Source organism: Pseudomonas sp. TSO6, from assembly GCF_056098905.1.
In genome coordinates, this window is sequence record NZ_JBLZWV010000023.1 from 1 (window position 1) to 17,987 (window position 17,987).

12 protein-coding genes are annotated in these 17,987 nt (G+C 64.4%); 5 read left to right on the forward strand and 7 right to left on the reverse strand.

Going from position 1 to position 17,987, the window contains the following annotated elements; genetic code table 11:
• Positions 1–520 precede the first annotated feature (520 nt).
• The 7 genes from glgX to ACN6NG_RS08260 all read right to left on the reverse strand — a co-directional run bounded on the left by glgX (position 521) and on the right by ACN6NG_RS08260 (position 11,990).
• Positions 521–2,674, reverse strand: coding sequence for a glycogen debranching protein GlgX (gene glgX, locus ACN6NG_RS08230; protein WP_474313458.1), 2,154 nt, complete (start codon positions 2,672–2,674; stop codon positions 521–523).
• Positions 2,675–2,828: 154 nt separating this feature from the next.
• Positions 2,829–3,113 carry a DUF2934 domain-containing protein gene (locus ACN6NG_RS08235; RefSeq protein WP_019470132.1) on the reverse strand — a complete coding sequence of 95 codons (285 nt, stop codon included), beginning with the start codon at positions 3,111–3,113 and terminating at the stop codon, positions 2,829–2,831.
• A 14-nt stretch (positions 3,114–3,127) separates the two neighbouring features.
• On the reverse strand, positions 3,128–5,902 hold the full coding sequence (locus ACN6NG_RS08240) for a malto-oligosyltrehalose synthase (RefSeq protein WP_474313460.1): 2,775 nt from the start codon (positions 5,900–5,902) through the stop codon (positions 3,128–3,130).
• The gene (malQ, locus tag ACN6NG_RS08245; RefSeq protein WP_474313462.1) at positions 5,899–7,968 is read right to left on the reverse strand and encodes a 4-alpha-glucanotransferase; all 2,070 of its coding nucleotides are present in this window, start codon (positions 7,966–7,968) and stop codon (positions 5,899–5,901) included. Before malQ ends, ACN6NG_RS08240 begins: the two co-directional genes overlap by 4 nt.
• The gene (gene treZ / locus ACN6NG_RS08250) at positions 7,965–9,707 is read right to left on the reverse strand and encodes a malto-oligosyltrehalose trehalohydrolase (protein ID WP_063422599.1); all 1,743 of its coding nucleotides are present in this window, start codon (positions 9,705–9,707) and stop codon (positions 7,965–7,967) included. The genes malQ and treZ overlap by 4 nt, the downstream gene beginning before the upstream one ends.
• 14 nt (positions 9,708–9,721) lie before the next feature.
• A complete protein-coding gene (gene glgA / locus ACN6NG_RS08255) occupies positions 9,722–11,281 on the reverse strand; it encodes a glycogen synthase GlgA (protein ID WP_016498821.1) in 1,560 nt (519 codons plus the stop codon).
• Between the two features lie 541 nt (positions 11,282–11,822).
• A complete protein-coding gene (locus ACN6NG_RS08260; RefSeq protein WP_474313465.1) occupies positions 11,823–11,990 on the reverse strand; it encodes a DUF6026 family protein in 168 nt (55 codons plus the stop codon).
• Positions 11,991–12,161: 171 nt separating this feature from the next.
• Here ACN6NG_RS08260 and gnd point away from each other — a divergent pair, with 171 nt between their 5' ends.
• From gnd to ACN6NG_RS08285, 5 genes are all read left to right on the forward strand, one after another.
• Entirely contained in the window at positions 12,162–13,178 is a 1,017-nt protein-coding gene (gnd, locus tag ACN6NG_RS08265; protein WP_169725149.1) for a phosphogluconate dehydrogenase (NAD(+)-dependent, decarboxylating), read from the forward strand.
• Positions 13,175–14,680 (forward strand): glucose-6-phosphate dehydrogenase, encoded by a 1,506-nt coding sequence (gene zwf / locus ACN6NG_RS08270; protein WP_353456178.1) that lies wholly within the window; start codon positions 13,175–13,177, stop codon positions 14,678–14,680. Before gnd ends, zwf begins: the two co-directional genes overlap by 4 nt.
• A 144-nt stretch (positions 14,681–14,824) precedes the next feature.
• Positions 14,825–16,621: a glycoside hydrolase family 15 protein gene (locus tag ACN6NG_RS08275; protein WP_063422602.1), complete on the forward strand. Its 1,797-nt coding sequence runs from the start codon at positions 14,825–14,827 to the stop codon at positions 16,619–16,621.
• 256 nt (positions 16,622–16,877) lie between these two features.
• Positions 16,878–17,192: a HigA family addiction module antitoxin gene (locus ACN6NG_RS08280; RefSeq protein ID WP_353456179.1), complete on the forward strand. Its 315-nt coding sequence runs from the start codon at positions 16,878–16,880 to the stop codon at positions 17,190–17,192.
• Between the two features lie 127 nt (positions 17,193–17,319).
• On the forward strand, positions 17,320–17,940 hold the full coding sequence (locus ACN6NG_RS08285; protein WP_063422604.1) for a TetR/AcrR family transcriptional regulator: 621 nt from the start codon (positions 17,320–17,322) through the stop codon (positions 17,938–17,940).
• The last annotated feature ends 47 nt before the right edge of the window (positions 17,941–17,987 follow it).

Sequence of the window (17,987 nt, forward strand, 5' to 3'; positions counted from 1 at the left end):
GCGATAGGGCCGGTGCAGCCAACCAGTACACAGACAGGCTGATGGCCTGCACCATACCTGTGGGAGCTGGCTTGCCGGCGATAGGGCCGGTGCAGCCAACCAGTACACAGACAGGCTGCTGGCCTGCGCCTTACCTGTGGGAGCTGGCTTGCCGGCGATAGGGCCGGTGCAGCCAACCAGTACACAGACAGGCTGATGGCCTGCACCATACCTGTGGGAGCTGGCTTGCCGGCGATAGGGCCGGTGCAGCCAACCAGTACACAGACAGGCTGATGGCCTGCACCATACCTGTGGGAGCTGGCTTGCCGGCGATAGGGCCGGTGCAGCCAACCAGTACACAGACAGGCTGATGGCCTGCACCATACCTGTGGGAGCTGGCTTGCCGGCGATAGGGCCGGTGCAGCCAACCAGTACACAGACAGGCTGATGGCCTGCGCCTTACCTGTGGGAGCTGGCTTGCCGGCGATAGGGCCGATACAGGCAACCAATACACAGTCGGACAGGCGCGGTCACCCCAGGTTCACTCCTCCTCGTGCTGCAACACCATCAGCAGCATCGACCGGCCTTTGACCTCGAACGTGCTGTCGAACTGCAGGTGCTGCCCCTTGCGCAACTCCGGCCGGTCGGTATCGACCAGGCAGCTCCAGTAATCACCTTCAGGTACCGTCGGCAACTTGAATGGCACAACATCATGGTGGGCATTGACGATCAGCAGCACCGTGGCCTCGGAACCCGGCCGGGCGATGCCGCTGACCTGCGCGCGGCCATCGATCAGCATGCCCAGGCAGCGCCCGTGCGGGTCCTCCCACTGTTCCACGCTCATCTCGTTGCCATCCGGTGCCAGCCAGGTCACGTCCTTGACCCCGATGGCCTCATTGTAGTCACCCACCAGGAAGCGTGAGCGGCGCAGCACCGGGTAGGCCAGGCGCAGGCGGGTCAGGCGTTTGACGAAGGCCAGCAGCTCTTTGCCCTCCTGGTCGAGGTCCCAGTTCACCCAGCCGATTTCGCTGTCCTGGCAGTAGGCGTTGTTGTTGCCATGCTGGGTGCGGCTGAACTCGTCGCCGGCGACGATCATCGGCGTGCCCTGGGCCAGCAGCAGGGTGGCAAAGTAGTTGCGCATCTGGCGCATGCGCAGCGCGTTGATGTCCGGGTCGTCGGTCGGCCCCTCGGCACCGCAGTTCCACGACAGGTTGTTGTCGGTGCCGTCCTGGTTGTTCTCGTCGTTGTCTTCGTTGTGCTTGTGGTTGTACGACACCAGGTCGCGCAGGGTGAAGCCATCGTGGGCGGTGATGAAGTTGACCGAAGAATACGGCCGGCGCCCGCGGTTGTTGAACATGTCGCCCGAGGCGGTCAGGCGTGCGGCGAAGTCAGCCAGCTGGCCTTCGTCGCCTTTCCAGAAGGCGCGTGTGGTATCGCGGAAGCGGTCGTTCCACTCGGCCCAGCCTGGGGCAAAGTTGCCCACCTGGTAGCCACCGGGGCCGCAGTCCCAAGGTTCGGCAATCAGCTTGACCTGGCTCAGCATCGGGTCTTGGCGGCAGGCGACGAGAAAGCCGTGGCGCTCGCTGTAGCCGTCGTGGTAGCGGCCAAGGATGGTCGCCAGGTCGAAGCGGAAGCCGTCCACGTGCATTTCGCCGGCCCAGTAGCGCAGCGAGTCGGTGACCAGCTGCAGCACGCAGGGGTGGCTCAGGTCCAGCGTGTTGCCGGTGCCGGAATCGTTGATGTAGTAACGTTTGTCGTCCGGCATCAGGCGGTAGTACGAGGCGTTGTCGATGCCGCGCATGGACAGGGTCGGGCCGCGTTCGTTGCCTTCGGCGGTGTGGTTGTAGACCACGTCGAGGATCACCTCCAGCCCGGCGTCGTGAAGGTGGGCGACCATTTCCTTGAACTCGGCAATCTTGCCGCTGGCCAGGTAGCGCGGGTGCGGGGCGAAAAAGGCGATGCTGTTGTAGCCCCAGTAGTTGTTCAGGCCTTTGTCCAGCAGGTGCTGGTCGTTGACGAAGGCGTGAATCGGCAGCAGCTCGATGCTGGAGACGCCCAGCTCCTTGATGTGCTTGAGCAGCTCGTCGTTGGCCAGGCCGGCAAAGGTGCCGCGCAGTTTTTCCGGCACTGCCGGGTGGCGCATGCTGATGCCGCGGGTGTGCGCTTCATAAATGATCGTGCGTTCCCAGGGGACCGACACACGCTGGTCGCGGCCCCAGGTGAAGGCCGGGTCGATCACCTTGCATTTGGGCACGAAGGGCGCGCTGTCGCGCTCATCGAACGACAGGTCGCCGTCGGGGTGGCCGATGGTGTAGCCGAACAATGCCTCTGACCACTCCAGGCTGCCGACCAGTTGCTTGGCATACGGGTCGATCAGCAGTTTGTTGGGGTTGAAGCGGTGACCGTTTTCCGGCTCGTAGGGGCCGTACACCCGGTAGCCATAGACCAGGCCGGGGTGAGCGTCGGGCAGGTAGCCGTGGTAGATCTCGTCAGTGTATTCGGGCAGTTCGATGCGCTCGAGTTCCTGTTCGCCGGTGGAGTCGAACAGGCACAGCTCGACCTTGGTGGCGTTGGCCGAGAACAAGGCGAAGTTGACCCCAAGGCCATCCCAGGTGGCGCCGAGGGGGAAGGGCATGCCTTCGCGGATGCGCGATGGTGCAACTGACCGGGTTTTCTTAGGGGTGCGGGGGCTCATGACGATCCTCAAATGGCCGTGACGTAAGGGGAATTGTGCTGTCCTGCATTGGCCCCTTCGCGGGCTTGCCCGCTCCCACAGTCAGAACACCACACATGTCAGCCCTGTGGAGATCCTGTGGGAGCGGGCAAGCCCGCGGATGGCCGGGACAGGCTTAACCGGCAGTGGGCTTTTTCACCGCCCGAGGCTTTTTCGCCGCAGCGGGTTTAACCCCCGGCAGGGCAGCCACCTTGGGCTCGGCAGGCGCCTTGGGCTCAGCGGCTGCCTTGGGCTTGGCCGGCGCCCGCTTGCGGGGCTCGGCCTTGGGGGCCAATGCCTCGGCCTCGGCCAGCTTGCGGGCCATATCCCAGTGGCGTTCTTCCTCCCCTACGGGCTTACCTTCAGATTCCCAGATCTGGTAGGCAAATTCGCGAATACGCTTCTCATCGACACTCATCATGACGCTCCTGATGCTCAAGATTGTTGTATCAACACGTTGACCGGAAACTCCGCCAGCACAGCACTCAACATCAACTCCTTGGAAGAGCTGACCGCCGCGCAGGGGAAAAGTCCCGTCGAGTTGGCAGGTGACAAGGCAAACGGCAGTACCAGCCGGGTGTCGTCCCAGTTCTGTGCCGGGATCAACGGTGTAGGGTTGCCACCGAGCAGGGTACTGGCCAGGCGTGGCGCAACGATGACGGCCCGCTCGCCGTCGCCCAGCCGGGCAAAGGCGATCACCTTGTCAGCGTGTTTACCCAGCACGGTCAGCGGCAGATAGGCGCCACGGCGGAACAGTTCGGCGTGCGCCTGGCGGCAATCCAGCACCCGGGCGATCAGGGCCTGCTTGATGCGGCCGTCGCGCCAGTGCGCCAGCAGCTCGGCTGGCGGCGTGGCGTCGTCCAGGTTGCGACGCCTCGAAGCGTAGTCCACGGGGCGGCGGTTGTCCGGGTCGACCAGGCTGAAGTCCCAGTACTCGTTGCCCTGGTACAGGTCGGGCACACCGGGTGTGGTCATGCGCAGTAGGGCCTGCACCAAGCCATTGAGGGCGCCGGGGCAGGCGAGCAGTTGCGCGGCATCTGCCACGGATTTGCGCAGTTGCTGGTTCTCGCTGTCCAGCAGCAAGCCCTCGATGTAGCGGGCACAGGCGCCTTCGTAGGCCTCGTTCGGCGCGCTCCAGCTGCTACGCAACTTGGCTTCGCGCAAGGCCTTCTGCTGCCACTGGCGGATACGCTCGGCGTACTGGCGCAGGGCGTTGTCGTCGTGCAGGTCGAGGCCCAGCGGCCAACTGCCAAGCAGGGTTTGCAGCAGCATCAGCTCGTCGCCGGGGCTGGGCGCCAGGCCATCGTCCAGCTGTGCGCGCAGCGGCGCTGCCAGTTCACGCCAATGCTCCACCCGGCTGGCCAGCCATGGGCCGCGTTCACTGAGCACGGCCAGGCGCGCGCGGGTGTCTTCCCCGCGCTTGTGGTCATGGGTGGCAGTGGCGAGCAGGTTGTCGGGGAAGTCGCGCAGGCGCCGCTGGGCTTCGTTATGGAAGTGCATGGGAGGCGCGCTGAAGTGCTCGGCCTCGAAGCCCACGTCGTTGCGCGACAGCAGCCGGGCGCTGCGGTAGAAGGTGGTGTCTTCCACGGCTTTGGCGGCGCTGGGCGCGGTCAGTTGCTGGAAGCGCACGCAGGCGTGGCGCAGTTGCTTGCGGGCGCGACCCGGTGGCAACTGCCGCCAGGCTTGCCCGCCCAGCCATTGTTCAAGGTGGTCCAGTAACGGCCAATCGGCTTCTCCGAGGTCGTGCCGGGCGTTGGCCAGGGCCTGCTGGAAAAACCCTTCGTCTTCAGCGGGGCGCCCGCAGGCGTTGAAGTAGGTGCGGTACACCGGGTAATGCGCCACCAGTGCCTGCAACGCACGGCGGATCGCGCCCAGGGTAAGGTCGCGGGTCATCAGGTCGTTGCGCGCAACCTGCAGCAGCGCCTGGGCCACCGATTCGCAGTCACCGGCGAGGCTGGCATTGAGCACAAGGTAACGCGCCTGACGCACTTCTTCAGGGAAGGCCGGCCGTTCGGTGACGTTCGCCCAAAGCTCGGTCAGCGGCGTTTCGCCGGCTGGGTCATGCTGCAGCAGCGAGACCTGGTTCATGAATTCGTAGCCGGTAGTGCCGTCGGTGAGCCAGTCGCGGTGCAGGTGCTCGCCGGCGCCGAGGATTTTTTCCACATAGATCGGGAAGTGCTCCAGGGCCGCCTGCAAAGGCCGCTGCGCCAACAGGCCATCGACCCGACGGCGCAGCTTGCGGCAGTAGCCGCGCGGGTCGGCCAGGCCGTCGATATGGTCGATGCGCAGGCCGTCCACCAGGCCGCGTCCGATCAGCTCGAACAGCTTTGCGTGGGTGGCCTCGAACACCACGGCGCGCTCCACCCTCAGGCCACCCAGCTCGTTGATGTCGAAGAAGCGCCGCCAGTTGATGTCGTCGGCAGCGGTTCGCCAACTGGCCAGGCGGTAGGTCTGGCGCTCCAGCAGCAGGTGCAGGCGCTTGAGGCCATTTTCGGCGCGGCTGTCGAATGCCACCAGCGCCGATTCCAGGTCTGCACCTTCGCGCACCAGGCGTGCCAGTTCGGTGTGCAGCGGCAGGGCATCGACCAGCGGGGTGGTCGATTCGGCCAATGCCGTGAAGTGCTCGGCCAGCGTCTTGAGCGCCGGCTCCGGGCTGAGGGCGAGAATCCAGCCATAGTCCACCGGGCAAACCGGGAAGCGGTGATCGTAATGGGCAATTTGCAGCGTGCCGTGCTGCTTGTCGAATTCAAGCGGTATCTCGCCCTTCTTCAGCGCTACGCCATAGTCGCTGCCAAGGAACGGCAGCAGCAGTTGCCCGGCCAGCAGCGGGTCGCTGGAGTGCCACTGGATGTCGAAGAACTCCGCATACGGGCTACGCCGGCCCCAGGCCAGCAGGCTTTGCCACCAGGGGTTGTCGGCACCGCCCACGGCCATGTGGTTGGACACGGTGTCGAGGATCAGCCCCATGCCATGCTGGCGCAGCGCGGCGACCAGCCGCTCCAGTGCTGCCTCGCCGCCCAGTTCGGGGTTGACGCAGGTTGGGTCGACCACATCGTAGCCGTGGCGCGAGCCAGCCCGGGCCTTGAGGATGGGCGAGGCATACAGGTGGCTGATGCCCAATTGGGCGAAGTACGGCACCAGCGGTACGGCGTGATCGAGGGTGAAGTCACTGTGAAACTGCAGGCGCAGGGTCGCGGTCAGCGGCTTCATCGGTCACGCTCCCAAGCCTGTTCGCGAGCCTGGGCCAGCAGCTCCAGGCGCCGCGCGGCATCCTCGTCATCCAGCAGTTCTGTCACCGACCGGGTGAAGCGCCGCCGCCAGTTGGGGTGCCCGCTGGTGGTGCCCGGCAGGTTGGGCTGCTCGTCGCAGCCCAGCAGGTCTTCGAGCGGTATCAGCACCAAGGGCGCACGGGTATGGCCAACGAAGCGGATGGCCGCATCGATCACTGCGTCGTTGTCCTTCAGTTCACCGTAGTTGGTCTCCAGGGTACGGCGCAGGCCGTCGTGTTCTATCTGGCGGCCTTGGCGCCAGTGCAGTTCGGTGGCAGCGTCGATCAGTTGCAAGCGGTGGCTCCAGTCGATGTCGCGGTTTTCCAGCCAGCCGGCCAGCGGTGCCAGGTCGTGGGTGCCGGTGGTGGCCAGGGCGTTGTCCGGCCAGTCCAGTATCGGTTTGAACTGGCCTGGCTGGGTTTGCTCGAACGGCAGCACGCGCATGCCCAGCACGGCCTTCTCGGCCAGTGTTTCGCGCAGGCCGTCGGGCACGGTACCCAGGTCTTCACCGAGAATGATCGCCTGGTGGCGCACCGACTCCAGCGCCAGCAGGCGCAACAGGTCGTCCACCGGGTAATTGAGGTAAGCGCCTTCGCTGGGCTTGGCACCCTGCGGGATCAGCCATAACCGGCGCAGGCCCATCACATGGTCGATGCGCAAGCCACCGGCATGGGCCAGGTTGGCCCGCAGCATCTCGATGAAGGCGCGGTAGCCGTTGCGCTTGAGGCCTTCGGGCGAGAACGCACAGATGCCCCAGTCCTGCCCGGCGCGGTTGAGGATGTCGGGTGGCGCGCCTACTTTCAGGCCCGCCAGCAATTCGTCCTGGCGGCTCCAGGCCTGGCTGCCGGCACCGTCGGCACCCACCGCCAGGTCGGCGATCAGGCCCACTGCCATGCCGTTGCCGCGGGCCGCCTCCTGGGCACGTTGCAGGCCGCGCTCGGTCAGCCATTGGCAGAAGGCATGGAACTCGACCTTGGCCGGGTAGGCATTGGCAAAGGCTTCAACTTCCGGGTGGTAAGGGTCGTGCCAGGCCTTGGGCCAGTTGCGCCAGTCGGCACCCAGGCCGTGCTCCACCGCCTGGGCTTGCAGCACCTCGAAGCGGCAGTGGTGCTCCAGCGCCTGGCCGCCCGCTTCGCGGAAGCTGTCAAAATCGCTGCGCAGCGGGTGGTCACCCTGGCTGAAACCTTGGTACAGCGCTTCAAGCAGGCGCAGGCGGGCGCTGGCGGCGCGTGGCCAGTCGACCAGCGGCCGTTGCTCAAGTTCTTCCAGTTGTTGCTCCAGCCCGCAGGCTTCGATGGCCATGCGCACCTCCCGTTCGCCCAGTAGGGCGGCGGGGCTGGCGTACAGGGTGTTGAGCAACAGGCGGCTGGAGGGCGAGTAGGGGCTGTAGTGCTCCTGGTCGATGGCCGACAGTGTATGGATGGGGCTGATGGCCAAGGCATCGGCACCGCGCTCGGCAGCCGAGCGGGCCAGCTGCTCCAGCGCCAGGCAGTCGCCGTAGCCGCCATCGCCGGGGCGGCGCAGGCTGTACAGCTGCACGGCCAGGCCCCAACAGCGTGGTGGTGGCTGTTGCACCGTGTCTTCGAGGCTGTGGCAGCGGGGCGGGGCCACCGCCACGGTGAAGTGGCGGCTGTCGATTTCCACCTGGTGGTAGCCGATTGGCAGCTCACCGGGCAGGCGTGCCTGGTCGTCGAGTTTCAGGGTGAGTGAGGCGTGGTCTTCCAGCGTGCAGTGGGCGACGCTGGCGGCGCTGAAGTAACGCGCCAGCGCCAAGGGCTTGCCCAGGTCTGCGGTCAGCAGGGGCGGCAGGTGTTCGCTGTCTTCGGCGGCTTCCACCCTGCGCAGGCTGATAGCGATGGCGTCGTCGTCAGCGGCAGCGTGGCCCAGGCCTTCAAGAATGGTGCGCAGCACCTCGTCACTGACGCGCTGGGGCCGGGCATTGGCGTCGATCCAGTCGCGGCTCAACCCGACGCGGTTTGCCAAGCGGTGCAGGGCGGTTTCGCTCATGGGCGCTCCTGGTCAGGGGAAAGCAGGCTGACCACGCAGCTGTACGCGGCCATTTGGGTATCTGGGTGTCGGGTGTCGCTGCTGTCGAACAGCCGTGTGGCGGCAGCGGGCAGCTCGACCGCCTGCTCAGTTGCCGCCAGGTTCAGGTCGATGCGCAGGGTATTGCCATCGCCCAACCGCCAGCGTGCGGTCAGCGCTTTGTCGCCATGCACCTCGGCGCCCAGTGAGCGGCTGCCGGGCAGGTGCGGGATGACGTGGCGGCGTCGCAGTTCGAGCAGTTGCTGGTACAGGCCGTGCCAGCCGGCGATCACTTCCTTGTTTTGCGGGCGTGAAGATTCAAAGGTCTGTTCGGCGTTGGGGTCGGGAATGTGCTCACGCTGCTCGGGGTCAGCAAACGCAGTGAAGTGGGCGAACTCGCCACGGCGGCCTTCGCGTACGGCGTCGGCCAACTGGTCATGGAAGTCGGTAAAGAACAGGAACGGCCGGCAGCTGCCGTCGTCGTCGCCCATGAACAGCAGCGGAATCATGGGGGCCAATAGCAGCAGGCCGGTGGCCGCACGTAGGGCTGGCGGCGGGCACAGACGGGTCAGGCGTTCGCCAAGCGCGCGGTTGCCGACCTGGTCGTGGTTTTGCAAGAACAACACAAAGGCGCTGGGCTCCAGGTGCCCGCTGGGTTCACCGCGGGGCGTGCCGTGGCGGTTTGCCTGGCCCTGGAACACGAAGCCTTCAGAAAGGCAGCGGGCCAGCTGGTCGATGGGGCGCTTCTGGTAGTCGGCGTAGTAGCCTTCGGTTTCGCCGGTCAGCAGCACATGCAGGGCATTGTGGCCGTCGTCGTTCCACTGGGCGTCAAAGCCCTGTTCCAGCAGGCCGGCCTGATTGTGCTCGTTCTCCAGCACCAGCCACACATGGCGGCCCGGCTCTACGGCGGCGCGTACGCGCTGCGCCAGCTCGATCAGGAAATCGGGCTGGTCGATGGCATGTACGGCATCCAGGCGCAGGCCGTCGCAGCGGTAGTCGCACAGCCACATGAGGGCATTCTGGATGAAGTACTCGCGCACTTGCGGGCGGCGGAAATCGATGGCCGCGCCCCAGGGCGTCTGCCGGTCTTCGCGGAAGAACGGGCTGGCGTACTGGTGCAGGTAATTGCCGTCGGGGCCGAAGTGGTTGTAGACCACATCCACCAGCACCATCAGCCCTTCGCCGTGGGCCTGGTCGACCAGCGCGCACAGCTGCTCGGGGCTGCCATAGGTGTTCTGCGGTGCGTAGGGCAGTACGCCGTCGTAGCCCCAGTTGCGCTCTCCGGGGAACTGCCCCAGTGGCATCAGCTCGACGGCACTGATGCCCAGCTCGGCCAGGCGCGGCAGCTGCCTGGCAACCCCGGCGTAGCCATCAAGCAAACCGACATGCAGCTCCTGGATCACTGCTTCGTGCCAAGGGCGGCCTTGCCAAGGGTGTTGCCACTGGTAACCGGCCACATCCACAACCTGGCTCGGGCCTTTTACGCCCTCAGGCTGGTAGCGGGAGGCCGGGTCGGCCACTTGCAGCTCACCGTCGATACGGTAGTGGTACCGGTCACCGGCCTGGCACGGAGCCACACCGGTGTACCAGCCATCGTCGTCGGGCAGCAGCTCGATGGCCGGCTGTTGCTCCAGTTCTACGCTCACGCTGCGCGCATCGGGTGCCCAGAGGGCGAAGCGCGCCGACGTGGCGTCCAGTAAGTGTGCGCCATGCCTGTGCATCTTCCAGCCCCCGCTCAGTAGTGGCTCAGTTGTGCCTGCTTGACCAGGTCCTCGTAGAGGCGGGCGTAGGGTTCCACCGCCTGGCACCAATTGAATGGCTGGGTCATCGACAGGCAGCGCATGGCGTTCAGCAAATCCTTTTTACCGTATACATAGAAGGCGCGGCTGAGTGCCTGGCGGTAGCTCTCGACGGTGGACTCATTGAACAAGAAGCCCGTGACGCCGCACTCGATGGTGTCGGCCAGGCCGCCAGTGTTGCGCGCTACCGGCAGCGAGCCGAAGCGTTGCGCGTACATCTGGCTGAGGCCGCAAGGCTCGTAGCGCGATGGCATCAGCAAGAAGTCGCTGCCGGCAAACATGCGCCGGGCGTCGGTTTCGTTGAAGCCGATGCGCACCCCGATGCGGCCCGGGTGGCGCAGCGCCAGCTCGCGCATGGCCTGTTCTTCTTCCGGCTCGCCACGGCCGATGATCGCAATCTGCCCGCCTTGTTCGACGATGTAGTCGGCCACACCCAAGGTCAGGTCCAGGCCCTTCTGGTACACCAACCGTGAGACCACGGCGAACAGTGGTCCGTCAGAATCCTCCAGACCGAACAGGGCGCGTACCTCCTGAGTGTTGCGCGCCTTGCCTTCCCAGTCGTTGATGCTGAAGTTGTGCTGCAGGTGCTTGTCGGTGGCCGAGTCCCAGCTTTCATCGATGCCGTTGGGGATGCCACCAAGCAGGCCTTGCTGGGCTTTGCTGGCGAGGAAACCGTCCAGGCCGCAACCGAATTCCGGGGTGGTGATTTCCCGGGCATAGGTGGCGCTGACCGTGGTGATGTGGCTGGAATACGCCAAGCCCGCCTTGAGGAACGACAGCTTGCCGTAGAACTCCATGCCTTCCTGCTGCATGGCGTGGTCGGGAATCGCCAGCTCCGGGCTGCAACCACGGCTGTACACACCCTGGTAGGCCAGGTTGTGGATGGTGAACAGGGTCGGCGTATTCAGCCCGCGCCAGTGCATGTAGGCCGGGGCCAGGCCGGCGGGCCAGTCATGCGCGTGCACCACTTCCGGCGTCCAGTGGATCTTGCCTTCGCCCGCAGCAATTTCGGCGGCAGCCAGGCCCAGGCGGGCAAAGCGGATGTGGTTGTCGGGCCAGTCGCGGCCATTGTTGGCACCATAGGGAGTGCCATCGCGCTGGTACAGCTCGGGGCAGATCAGCACATAGATGACCAGGCCGTCGGCCATGTCCATGCGCCCGATCTTGCACGGCGGCAGGGCCGCGTGGCCGCCCAGTTCACCGACGATGTGGATCGGGTTGTCGCTCTCCATCACCTGGGGGTACCCCGGGATCAACACCCTTACATCGTGCAGGTGCGCCAGGGCACGGGGCAGGGCGGCGGACACGTCACCCAGGCCTCCGGTCTTGACCAGGTCTGCAATTTCCGAGGTGACGAACAGAATCTTGCGCATGTTCGGGTTTTGCTGGCGCTGCGCGCCGGGTGCCTTGCCTGTCGTGGCGAAATCCGGGGTAAGCGGCTCGCGGTTGTCCGGTTTGAATGAATCTACGTGAGGCTCGACAGCGGCACTGATCATACTTCTCTCCGTCCCTATGCTTGGCCGGGTGCTGGCACCCGTGAAGATATTTCGTGTTGGTTCTCTCTAATTCGAAACTGCTTAGTGCGTTCCATGCCCCAGGGTCGTGCGCGCAGGCACAGCGCAATCGGCATTCCGGCCGAAGGCGATTGAACTGGTTGGGGTGTGCGGGCTCAGGACCGGGAATAGCCCGATGCGTCTGGCCTGCTTATGTTGATGACCTGCCGGGTTTCCTGAAAGTTCGACTTTTTTGGGTCACTCTTCCACTGAGCAATTGGCGGGCCGAAAACCGAGTGTAGGAGAGAAAGTGATAAAAAGGTGACCCACTGGTCACTATTGTTATGTGCGCAATAGCCGCAAACGTTGGCGTTTGTGACCGGATGTGAAATGGCTTGGATGAAGGTGGTGCGGGGTGTTTGGAGGGTGGGCCAAAATGTGGCTTGCCACGCGTAACGCACCTTTATGGTGCGCAACAAAATTGAATGGGTGGCTTTAAAGGCGGCGAGTGGGAGCCAGGCAGCCCCCACAAGAGGAAGAAAAACTAGAGGCTTGTAGTCGTGTCGCCAGCGCGCTGTTGCGCCAGCAGCAGGTTCAACTGGGCGACCTGTTGGCGCAGTTGGTCACGTTCGTCTTTCAGTTTACGCAGCTCATCACGGCGCACGGAGACATAGAGTGTCTGGGTTGGGGTTGCAGGCATCAAGGTACCCATGAGCACACCTCGCGGTTTTGGCTGGTGACAAGTCAAAGCGTAGACGCTTCACGCGGGGCGCATTTTGAATTCTTTCGCAGGCCTTGGGAACTTTTTTGTTTATCGTGGTCTTGCCGTTCGTCGCTGAACCCTCGGGCGGCATGCTGGACTAATCTGAAAAGCTGGACTGTGTTGTCATCCATTTCGAAAGGGGAGCATCGGCTCATGCAATTGGGAATCGTCGGGCTGGGCCGCATGGGCGGCAATATCGCAAGGCGCCTGATGCGCGCCGGCCACCGCACCGTGGTGCACGACCGCAACCGTGAGGCCATTACCGGGCTGGAGGGCGAGGGCGCCCAAGGCGCGCACGACCTCGGTGCGCTGGTACAAAAGCTCAAAGCGCCGCGCGCAGTGTGGGTCATGCTGCCGGCCGGTGAGCCCACCGAGCAGACCATCGCGCAGCTAGCCGAGCTACTGGAGCCGGGCGATGCGATCATCGACGGCGGCAACACCTTCTACAAGGACGACATGCGCCGCGCCGCGGAGCTGGCAAAACGCGGCCTGCATTACCTGGACGTCGGCACCTCTGGCGGCGTGTGGGGCCTGGACCGTGGCTACTGCATGATGATCGGCGGCGAAAAGGACGTGTTCGAGCGCCTGGAACCGCTGTTCAAGGCGCTTGCGCCGGGCGTGGGGGACATCCCGCGTACCCATGGCCGCAGCGGCGAGCACCAGCGCGCCGAGCATGGCTACATTCACGCCGGCCCACCCGGTGCCGGGCACTACGTGAAAATGGTGCACAACGGCATCGAGTACGGCCTGATGCAGGCCTATGCCGAAGGCTTCGACCTGCTGCGCAGCAAAGGCGGCAACGAACTACCCGAAGACCAGCGTTTTGACTTGAACGTGGCCGAGATCGCCGAAGTGTGGCGGCGTGGCAGCGTGGTGACCTCATGGCTGCTCGACCTCACCGCCGATGCGCTGGTGGCCGACCCGCAGCTGTCGCAGTTCAGTGGCTCGGTATCCGACAGTGGCGAAGGCCGCTGGACCATCGACGCCGCCGTCGAGCAGGCGGTGCCGGTGCCTGTGCTGTCCAGCGCACTGTTCGCGCGCTTCCGCTCGCGCCAGCAGCAAGGGACGTATGGTGACAAGATCCTCTCGGCCATGCGCCTGGGCTTCGGTGGCCACGTCGAGAAGAAAGGCGAATGACTAAACAGACCATTCCAGCCGCTCCCCCTTGTACCCTGTTCCTGTTTGGCGCCAATGGCGACCTGGTCAAGCGCCTGCTGATGCCGGCGCTGTACAACCTCAGCCGCGACGGTTTGCTGGACCGCAACCTGCGCATCGTTGGCGTCGACCACAACCCGGCCAGCGCCGAGGAATTTGCAGAGCGGCTGCATGCGTTCATGCTCGAGCGGGACAAAGGCGGCGAGGGCAGCACCAAGTGCCTGGACGAAAAGCTTTGGGCACGCCTGGCCAAGCGCCTGGATTACCAGACGGGCGATTTCCTCGACCCGGCGACTTACCAGGCGCTCGCCAGGCGTATCGAGAAAACCAGCCATGGCAACGCCATTTTCTACTTGGCCACCTCGCCGCGCTTCTTCCCCGAGGTGGCGCAGCGCCTGGGCCAGGCCGGCTTGCTCGACGAGTCTGCCGGCGGCTTTCGCCGTGTAGTGGTCGAAAAGCCGTTCGGCACCGACCTGGCCAGCGCCGAGGCACTCAACACCTGCCTGCTGAAGGTAATGGGTGAGCGGCAGATCTACCGCATCGACCATTACCTGGGCAAAGAGACGGTGCAGAACATTCTGGTCAGCCGCTTCTCCAACGGCCTGTTCGAATCGTTCTGGAACAACCACTACATCGACCACGTGCAGATCACCGCTGCGGAAACGGTCGGCGTCGAAACCCGTGGTGCGTTCTACGACAGCACCGGGGCCCTGCGCGACATGGTTCCCAACCACCTGTTCCAGTTGCTGGCGATGGTGGCCATGGAGCCGCCGGCTGCGTTCGGGGCTGACGCGGTGCGCGGCGAAAAGGCCAAGGTGGTCGGTGCTATTCGCCCATGGTCGGCGAAAATGGCCCTGAAGAACTCGGTACGCGGCCAGTACAGTGCCGGCAAGCAGGGGCGCAAGCAGCTGCCCGGTTACCGGCAGGAGCCCAATGTCGCGCCTGACAGCCAGACCGAAACCTACGTGGCGCTGAAGGTGATGATCGACAACTGGCGCTGGGCCGGCGTGCCGTTCTACTTGCGCACCGGCAAGCGCATGAGCGTGCGCGACACCGAAATTGCCATTTGCTTCAAGCCCGCGCCGTATGCGCAGTTCCGCGAGTCGGAGCTGGAGCGGCCCAAGCCCAACTACCTGAAAATCCAGATTCAGCCCAACGAAGGCATGTGGTTCGACCTGCAGGCCAAACGGCCAGGGCCGGAGCTGGTGATGGAGAATGTGGAGCTGGGCTTTGCCTATAAAGACTTCTTCAAGATGACCCCGGCGACCGGCTACGAGACGCTGATTTACGACTGCCTGACCGGTGACCAGACCCTGTTCCAGCGGGCTGACAACATCGAGAACGGCTGGCGAGCGGTGCAGCCGTTTCTCGATGCCTGGGCCCAGGATGGCGAGGTGCATCAGTACCCGGCCGGTGAAGACGGGCCTGACGCTGGCAATGAATTGCTGACCCGCGACAAGCGCGAGTGGCACCGCTTGGGCTGATGCTTTTGTAAAGCCAGTGCCGGCCCTTTCGCGGCTAAAGCCGCTCCCACAGGGATACCATTTCCCTCAGGCCTGATGCGATACCTGTGGGAGCGGCTTTAGCCGCGAAAGGGCCGGCACTGGCGATCACATCAAGGAGACCTAATGCCTGCCCACATCGAAGACTACGCCCTGCTGGGCAACTGCCGCAGCGCCGCCCTGGTCAGCCGCGATGGCTCGCTCGACTGGCTCTGCCTGCCACGCTTCGACGCCCCCGCCGTGTTTGCGGCCCTGCTGGGCAACGAAGAAAACGGCCGCTGGCGCGTGGCCCCCTGCGACCCCGTCGAGCACAGCAGCCGCCAATATCTGGACGACACCCTCGTGCTGGAAACCACCTGGGTCACTGCCACCGGCCGTGCCCGGGTGCTCGACTTCATGCCGCTGGGCGACGTCAATTCGGTGGTGCGGATCGTCGAGGGTCTCAGTGGCGAAACCAATTTTGAAATGGACCTGGTCATGCGCTTCGACTACGGTCGCAGTGTGCCATGGGTGGAACGGCTCGCCCCACTGACCCTCAGCGCCGTTGCCGGCCCTGACCGGCTGATCCTGTGCAGCACCGTCCCCCCGCATGCACTCGACCACCATACCGTCGCGCGCTTTCGTGTTGGCACGGGCGAGCGTCAAATCTTCAGCCTGCGTCACCAACCCTCGCACCTGCCAGTGCAGCCCGACTGCGATATCGACCAGGCTTTTGCCCAAACCGTCGAGCAGTGGCAGGCCTTCGCCGCCCGCTGCCCGCAGGTAGGGCCATACACCGCCCTGGTGCGCCGCTCGTTGCTCACCCTCAAGGCAATGACTTACGCCCCCACGGGTGGCATCGTCGCCGCCGTCACCACCTCGCTGCCTGAGCGGGTGGGTGGGGAGCGCAACTGGGACTACCGCTTCTGCTGGCTGCGCGACGCCACCATGACCCTGCTGGCGTTCATGAACCTCGGCTACTTCGACGAGGCCCAGGCCTGGCGTGAATGGCTACTGCGCTCAGTGGCCGGCAACCCCGAGCAGATGCAGATCATGTATGGCCTGGCCGGTGAGCGCGACCTGCAGGAATACACCTTGCCGTGGCTGGCCGGATACGAGCATTCGCAACCCGTGCGGGTAGGCAATGCAGCGTCGCAACAGATGCAACTGGACATCTACGGAGAGCTGGCCGATGCCATGGCCCAGGCGATCAAGGGCGGCTTGCCCCGCCACCCGCGCAGCGCCGCCATCTCCCGCCTGATCCTGCCTTACGTCGAACGCATCTGGCGCGAGCCGGACGAAGGCATCTGGGAAGTGCGCGGCGGCCGCCAGCAGTTCGTGCACTCCAAGGTCATGGCCTGGGTTGCCTTCGACCGTGCCGCGGGGCTGGCTGACACCACTGAAGAAGGCCGCGAACGCGGGCACCATTACCGCCAGGTGGCCGACGAGATTCACCGCGAAGTCTGCGAGCACGGCCTGGACGCCAACGGCCGGTTTTTCGTCCAGGCCTATGGCTCGACCGAAATGGACGCCAGCCTGCTGCAGATCGCCCTGACCGGCTTCCTGCCGGCTGATGACCCACGCTTCTTGCGCACGCTGGAGCAGATCGAACAGCGCCTGCTGAAGAACGGCCTGCTGATGCGCTACGACAGCGACAGCTGCAGCGACGGCCTGACGCCGGGGGAGGGCACCTTCCTGGTGTGTTCGTTCTGGCTGGCAGACGTTTATGTTTTGCTGGGCCGCCAGGCTGAAGCCGAAGCGCTGTACCAGCACCTGACCGGCCTGAGCAACGACCTCGGCCTGCTGGCCGAGCAATACGACCCGGCCGGCCAGCGCATGCTCGGCAACTTCCCCCAGGCCTTCAGCCATATCGGCATCATCAACACCGCACTCAATCTTCATCGCGCACAGTGCCCGGTGCGTGATCGGGCGAGGTGCGGGTAGCGGATGAGCGGAGCAACTGCCTTGCTCAATATCTAGAATCGCGTGAGATCCCTGTGGGAGCGGGTTTACCCGCGAAGAATACAACGCGCAGCATGGCACCGGCTTCGCCGGTGTTCGCGGGTGAACCCGCTCCCACAAGGTGCGCGATAGGTCTGGTACTCCGTCAATTGTGACGCATTGCGTCACATATATTGTCTATATGAGTGTGATGTGTAGGGTCACACTAGGTGCGTACACCTAGTTCGGAGAGCTGTTCATGCCTTTGCACAATCCGCCACATCCTGGCGAAACCTTGCGCGAAGATGTTTTGCCAGCGCTTGGCCTGACGGTAAAAGCCTTCGCGTCGCACCTTGGGTTCTCCCGCGAAGCGCTTTCGCGGGTACTGCATGGCCGCGCGGCAATGTCTCCGGACCTGGCTGTACGCCTGGAGATGGCGGGTATCAGTACCGCCCGCCTTTGGTTGGCCATTCAGGCTGATTACGATATCTGGCAGGCGCGCCATCGCCATCAGCCTGTGGTTACCCGGTTGTTTCAGGCCGCCCGATATAAAAGTGTGAAACGACCGGAGTAGACTAGGCCAAACCCCTTCGGCACGGAGCATACATGGGCATTCGCGGTACTGACCGGCAAATCGACAATATCGAGTTCAGTAACGGCCGGTTGACCGGTGGTTTGGCGGTGTGGGCGGCCCAAGCCTGATGGCCAATCACAAGATCGAAATTCGCCGACGCAATATCGAGAAAATCTTGCAGGCGGCGGAAAAGGTGTTCGCCGAGAAAGGCTACGGCGCCACCTCCATGGGTGATATCGCCGAGCAGGCCGGATTGCCGCGCTCTAACCTGCATTACTACTTCAGCACCAAGGACGAGCTGTTCCGTGCGGTGCTGCAGGACCTGCTGGATGTGTGGAAGCAGGACGCACTGTGCTTCGAGAACTTCGACGACCCGCGCGTGGTGCTGACCAGCTACATCAGGGCGAAGATGGGCCATTCGCGCTCGCGGCCGCTGGGCTCGAAGATTTGGGCCGAAGAGATGCTGCACGGGGCGCCGGTGCTTGGGGTGAACCTGGATGACAGCCTGGTGCCCTGGGCGAAATTGAAGGAAGCCAAGATCCGCCGTTGGGTGGAGGAGGGGCGTATTCTGCCGGTAGAGCCGTCGGCGTTGCTGTACATGATCTGGGCGTCTACCCAGCACTATGCCGACTTTGGTTACCAGGTGCAGTTGCTCAACGGCGGCGAGATGCTGTCGGACATGGCGTTCGAGAGTGCGGTGCAAACGGTGACCAGCGTGATCTTGCGGGGGATCGGGCTGGAGCCTTGAACCGAGGTTCCAGCCTGACGCGGTCCATTGTAGGAGCGGCCTTGTGC